Origin of the sequence: Pacificibacter sp., from assembly GCF_039769035.1 — a bacterium.
Taxonomy (GTDB): Bacteria; Pseudomonadota; Alphaproteobacteria; order Rhodobacterales; family Rhodobacteraceae; genus Celeribacter.
This window is the reverse complement of record NZ_JBDMZG010000207.1, coordinates 1-5,742: the sequence shown is the minus strand read 5'-3', so window position 1 is coordinate 5,742 and position 5,742 is coordinate 1. Positions and strand designations below refer to the sequence as shown.

The 5,742-nt window shown below is 56.6% G+C and carries 5 protein-coding genes and 1 pseudogene; 4 read left to right on the top strand and 2 right to left on the bottom strand.

Annotated elements, in window-relative coordinates; genetic code table 11:
- Positions 1-446 precede the first annotated feature (446 nt).
- Complete coding sequence (locus ABF287_RS16645; RefSeq protein WP_347186121.1) at positions 447-1,355, bottom strand: LysR family transcriptional regulator; 909 nt, start codon at positions 1,353-1,355, stop codon at positions 447-449.
- 97 nt (positions 1,356-1,452) lie between these two features.
- On the opposite strand from ABF287_RS16645, the gene ABF287_RS16640 reads away from it, so the two are divergent.
- The 4 genes from ABF287_RS16640 to ABF287_RS16625 are packed head-to-tail and all read left to right on the top strand — an operon-like array spanning position 1,453 to position 5,262.
- Positions 1,453-2,454 carry a sterol desaturase family protein gene (locus tag ABF287_RS16640; RefSeq protein ID WP_347186120.1) on the top strand — a complete coding sequence of 334 codons (1,002 nt, stop codon included), beginning with the start codon at positions 1,453-1,455 and terminating at the stop codon, positions 2,452-2,454.
- The gene (locus ABF287_RS16635; protein ID WP_347186119.1) at positions 2,451-3,452 is read left to right on the top strand and encodes an Ldh family oxidoreductase; all 1,002 of its coding nucleotides are present in this window, start codon (positions 2,451-2,453) and stop codon (positions 3,450-3,452) included. Before ABF287_RS16640 ends, ABF287_RS16635 begins: the two co-directional genes overlap by 4 nt.
- Positions 3,449-4,297: a hypothetical protein gene (locus tag ABF287_RS16630; RefSeq protein WP_347186118.1), complete on the top strand. Its 849-nt coding sequence runs from the start codon at positions 3,449-3,451 to the stop codon at positions 4,295-4,297. Before ABF287_RS16635 ends, ABF287_RS16630 begins: the two co-directional genes overlap by 4 nt.
- The gene (locus tag ABF287_RS16625; RefSeq protein WP_347186117.1) at positions 4,294-5,262 is read left to right on the top strand and encodes a sugar phosphate isomerase/epimerase family protein; all 969 of its coding nucleotides are present in this window, start codon (positions 4,294-4,296) and stop codon (positions 5,260-5,262) included. Before ABF287_RS16630 ends, ABF287_RS16625 begins: the two co-directional genes overlap by 4 nt.
- A 250-nt stretch (positions 5,263-5,512) precedes the next feature.
- On the opposite strand, the pseudogene ABF287_RS16620 reads toward ABF287_RS16625, so the two are convergent.
- Positions 5,513-5,742: pseudogene (locus ABF287_RS16620) on the bottom strand (integrase); the annotation flags it as partial.

Sequence of the window (5,742 nt, the reverse complement as noted above, 5' to 3'; positions counted from 1 at the left end):
GTAAAAATTCCGTTGTAATTGAAAAAAAACCTAGCAAATTCGCACCTAGAGGTAACTTTAGTAGACCTGCTAGTGTTAGGTCAAAACAGATTGATAGCATCTGTATAAGTGCTGCCACATCTCTGTCTATTTCAGTCCCAAACCTGGCAAAGCGGTCCCAATAGTGGTCCTGTGATAAGTTATACCACTGTATTTGCTTGTTTTATTGGTAATTTAAGAGAGATATTGGTGTCCAGAAGAGGACGTCGAACTTTTAGTATTTATATTTAATTACAGATATTTATTTTGGTTCTAAAATATAAAAGCGGTCCTGATTTGTGCGTTACATCAGGGTGACTTTGTGGCTTGCACCCAAAACCGAACATTGACCGTGCCAATGCCTGAGGTCTGCTATGCTGACTTTGCCACTATTCGAAGATCGAGGACGAATGGCCGCTACGGGTTGCTTATGTGTCGTTGGTCAGAAAATCTCGCAGCTTCGCCGTGGATTGCGAGAGCGGAGCATTTTCCTTGCAGCACAAAAAGTAGGATTTCTTGGGGGTCAGGCCAACTTCACCAATTCTGACAAGCTTGCCGGACTGAAATTCAGTTTCAAGCAAGTCCGAATTTGCCAGAACGATGCCTTCGCCCTTGAGCGCCTTGCCGACCGAATGAACGTAGCTGTTGCACGGGATTGTTGACCATGCGGATATGTCGGCAAAACCCGTTTGCCTGAGCCAAATCTGCCAGTTGATCCAATCTGGTGTGAGGTTCGCGTATTCCAAAAGCGCGGGTTCATCGCCTGTCGGCGCGGCTCCATCAAACATTGCTGTGGTTTCCGCCAGTTTTGCAATCTCCGGCGTTGCAGCAGGTACCAGTTCGCCGCTTAGAAGGGTGATGGCGTCCCAGCCCGGCACCTTTCCGTCGCAATAGAGAATCGCAAGATCATGGGTTTCCGACAAAAGCTCGGCTGTGCTGTCAGTTGTCGACACGCTGACATTGCAGGAGGCATCGCTCAGCGAGAATTCCTTGAGTTGCCCATAGAGCCAGAACATCGAGACCGCCGCATTCGCCGCAATGCGCACCACGGGCTGCTCCGGGGCTTTGACCTTGTCGATGGCGCGTTCAAGGAAATCGAGCGCAATTTCGACATCCGCTGCCAGACTGGTGCCTGCTTCGGTGATCTGCAAGGCACGCCCATCGCGGGAAAAAAGTGGCGTTCCAAGCCATTCTTCGAACCGTTGTATGCGTTTGCTGACGGCGGCCTGCGTCACAAACAGCTCTTCTGCGGCACTGTTCAGGCTGCGATTGTTCGCGACCGCGTTGAAAAACAGCAGGCTGTCAAGCGGCGGTAGGGATTTGCGATATGATTTCATTCCTTGAGGTTATGTATTTGGCAGACAAATACTAGCGTTTTCTATTCCTGAGGAAAACATGAAGTATAGTCTTGTAGAGCCGATGGGAGGATAACGCATGTCCACAACTGATAAGCACCTGAAAGCGGGTTCTAGCAAGGAATGGAACTGGCATCCGGACCTGCCGGTTGCTGTCACACCGCTGTTTTCCTGGCCGCCGCAGCCTGTGGCTACGCTGCGCTGGTTTGCGACCAACTGGCTGCCGATGACCGAGTACCTGATCTATGCGCTGATGGCATGGGCTACATGGGCTTGGCTGGTGCCGCCACTGGAGCAGATGCAAACGCTGAGCTGGGGGTGGGTGTTGCAGCTTTGGGCGCGCAACCTGATCCTGATGATCATTTTTTCCCAAGGGCTGCACCTCTGGCTGTACGGGTGGAAAAAACAGGAGGACGATTACAAGTTCGACCGGCGTGGGCTGGCCAAGAATGCGCGCATCTTCCTGTGGAACGATCAATACTGGGACAATGTCACCTACACGCTTTTGTCAGGGGTGACGTTCTGGACGTTCTATGATGTGATTGTCTGGATGGGATATGCCAATGGCTGGGCCCGGATGATCACGGTTGAAAGCAATCCGATCTGGTTCTTCGTGCTCTTCCTGTTAATGCCCGTCTTTCAATCCTTCCATTTCTACTGGCTCCACCGCGCGCTGCACATCCCGTGGATCTACAAACGGGTACATTCGGTGCACCATCGCAGCGTTTCGATTGCGCCGTGGTCCGGCTTTTCGATGCATCCGATCGAACATATCGGCTATATGGGGCTGCTGCTGATCTTTCTTGTTGTTCCCGCGCACCCCATACATTTCATCTTCATGGGCTATTGGCTGGCGCTGGCGACGGCAACATCCCATGCCGGCTTCGAAAATCTGGTGCTGGGCGACAAGGCGCATCTAAAGATAGGGTCTTTCCACCACCAACTGCATCACCGCTACTTCGAATGCAATTACGGCAACCCGGAAATGCCGTGGGACAATTGGTTCGGCAGCTATCACGACGGCAGCCCGGAGGCGACGGAACGTGTGCGTGAAACCAAGAAACGGATGCACGGAAAATGAGTGTCTTGCTGTCCCCCGAAGAGGCTCGCGCCCTGATCTGGAACGCGCTGACCGGCAGCGGAACTTCACCAGAGAATGCCGAGTATTTCACCGACGCTATTCTGGATACCGAGCTGTCCGGCCTTGAGGGACATGGGTTTTACTGGCTGCAATATTACTGCACCCATCTGCGCAGCGGGAAGGTGGATGGCAAGGCCACCCCGCAGGTTGAGGTGCTCTCGGAATCCAGCTTTCGCGTGGACGCGCGGCACGGGTTCGCCCATCCCGCGATTGAGGCGGGGTTCAAACATCTGATCCCGGCGGCCAAGGCGCATGGGGTTGCGGCGATGGGTGTCTACAATTCCTACAACGCCGCCACTTTGGGGTTTCACACAGGCTACCTGGCGCGTGCAGGCCTTCTGGCACTGGGTGCCACCAATGCGGTGCCAAATCTGGCCCCTGTGGGCGGCAAGACCCCGATCATCGGCACCAACCCGATTTCCTATGCGGTTCCGGCACTGGGCGGCGAAATCGCCTTTCTGGTCGACCAATCCGCGACACAGGTGGCCTGGACGGCGGTGAAACGCGCCGCCGAGGCGGGCGAGCCGATCCAGCTGGGCTGGGCGCTGGATGCGGAGGGCGCGCCGACCACCGATGCGGAGGCCGGGCTTGCCGGGTCGATGGCGCCTGCGGGCGGGGTCAAAGGGTTCAGCATCGGGCTTCTGGTCGAGGTTCTTTGCGCCGCCCTCGCCGGGGGTAAATTGGGGCCGGATCAGGGGTCTTTCACTGACGACGACGGCACACCCATCGACAACGGCCAGTTCTTCGTGGCTTTTGATCCGGGTAAACTGTCTGGCGGCGGTTTTGATCAAACGATCACCAAACTTGTCACGTCGATCACCGAACAAGACGGTGCTCGCCTGCCAAACGCGCGGCGCGAGGCGAACAAGCGGCAACTCGCAGAACAGGGCATACCGATTGAGTCAGAGCTTTATGAAACGCTGAAAGGGTTCGCATGACCGAGGTGGAGTTGCGGGACTTCCTTGCCAAGCAAGGACTGGCGGACAACGGATCAGCGTTTCGCAAACTCAAAGGCGGCTATCTCAACAGCGTCTGGCGTGTTGATACCCCGGATGGGTGTCTGGTTGCCAAGGAGTTTGCCAAGCCCATGACCGGCACACTCTTTCCGAACCTCCCCGAAGATGAAGCAGAGGCCCTGCGCCGCCTTGCTGGGCTGGACGTTGCCCCTGATCTGGTCGGGTTCTGGCCAGACGCCTCGCTGCTTGTCTATGACTACGTCGAGGGGGACATGTGGGACGGCGACATGGCAAGTGTCGCGCGACTTCTTTTACGCAAGGAGGCCGCTGATCCGGCAGGATTTCGCACTGTCCCCCTCGACCCTAGGGACATCATTGCCGAAGGGGACGCCCTGTTTGCCCGCTGCATCTCGCCGCCAGATGTCATCCCACCACCACAGGCCAAGGTGCCGCCACCTCAAAGGCTCTCACTGATCCATACGGATATCGGCGTGAACCTCGTTGGCGCGGGGTCAGGCCTGCGCCTCATTGATTGGCAATGCCCCGCCACTGGCGATGTCTGCGAAGACATCTACAGCTTTCTTTCGCCCGCATTCCAAATCCTCGGGATGCGCACACCCCTGACCGACGCGCAGGTCCAAGACTTCTGGCAGGCCCACGGGCGCCCCGACCTTGAAGAGCGATACAACTTGCTGCGGCCCGCCTATGCTTGGCGTTTCGCCGGATATTGCGCATGGCGATCTGAGGTCTTGGAAGAAGCCGAAATCTGTGCCCGTTACCGCCGCGCGCTTGGCGAGGAACTGAGTTACATGGGGCAAAAGGCATGATTGTCGAGACCACAATCCACAGCTTCAGCCTCTGGCATCACTTCGCGCACAAGCCGGATTTTGACGCCATCGCCTTTGCCGAACTGGCAAGGTCAATGGGATTTCAGGGCATCAGCCTGTCACTGAACAACGAAAACTACCGTCATTTGGGTGGGCGTGAGCCTGAACGGATGGATCGCCTGCGCGCCTATCTGACAACCCACGAGATGAGTCTGGAGGTGGACACATCCGGCACGGCCCCCGCACATATGTCGGAAATGCTGAACGTCGCACATCGCATGGGTGCGACATCCCTGCGCACGTACACCCACCACGGCGGCGAGGTGAGGGAGATGATGCAAAACACGAGCGATAATCTGGCGGCGGTCATGCAAGAGGCCGCCGATTTGGATGTGATCATCGTGCTGGAAAACCACGAAGATTTCACCGGGCCGGAATTGGCGGAAATCGTCGAACGGGTGAGCCACCCCAATCTGAAAATCCTCTACGACTACGGCAATTCACAGATGGTTCTGGAAGACCCAATTGCAGCCCTCGACGCGGTGTTGCCCCATGTCTATTCCGTCCATTTTAAGGATCACGTGATGATCCGGGCCGAAGATGCGGGCCAGCTTACAGTTGCGGGCGTTCCGGTGGGCGACGGCTTCCTGCCCCTGACCGAATTGACCCGCCGCCTGCTGGATCAGGGGTTGCGGCGGTTCACGTATGAAAACGTCTGGGCCTACAGCGCACCCATTCAAGAGGGTCGCAAGGCGCTGAATGGTGTGAACCTGGGAGAGGGTGCATTTGCCTATCTCGATCCACCCTTTAGCCCGGCGCACGTCATATTGCAGCAATCCGCGTTCAGCCCGCAAATGCTCGTTGATCTTGAATTCCAAGCCCTGCACCGGGGGCATGAAGGCTTTCGGCGGGTTCTGAGAAAGCTCGGCACAAGCGGAGACTGGGATATCCGGGAAATCTGTTGACGCTATGGGCCAGCGGAATCGCCAGACGTCTCGATTTGGATGAAAAACACATCATCTGAAGGTCCGCTTGCAGATGTTACGTACTTTCGTTGACGCCGCAGCATTCGGAACTTTGGGCTCGAAGTAGCCGTTCGCTGCACTGTGCATCAATGGCCGCATTGGCTCGTTCTTCCTCCCCAAAAAAAATCAGTAGCCATCTCCCCCGCCCGACCACCCGCGAAGGGAAGCCGGGCGGGGGTATGTTTGGGGATCACAACGCCAGCTCTGTAGGCAGCCTGATGCTTGCGAGAATCTCCCGCTTCTGCGCATCACTGATACCTGCCGAGTAGAGCCCATAGGTGAGCTTATTGGCGGACCTTGCCGAGTGATGCCCGACGAGGGTTGCAGTGAAGTGCTCCGGAACCCCTGTGCGCTCGCACTGGGTGATGAACCACTTGCGAGTGCTGTGGAACACGGTCCCATGCAGCTCAGGGTGGAGGC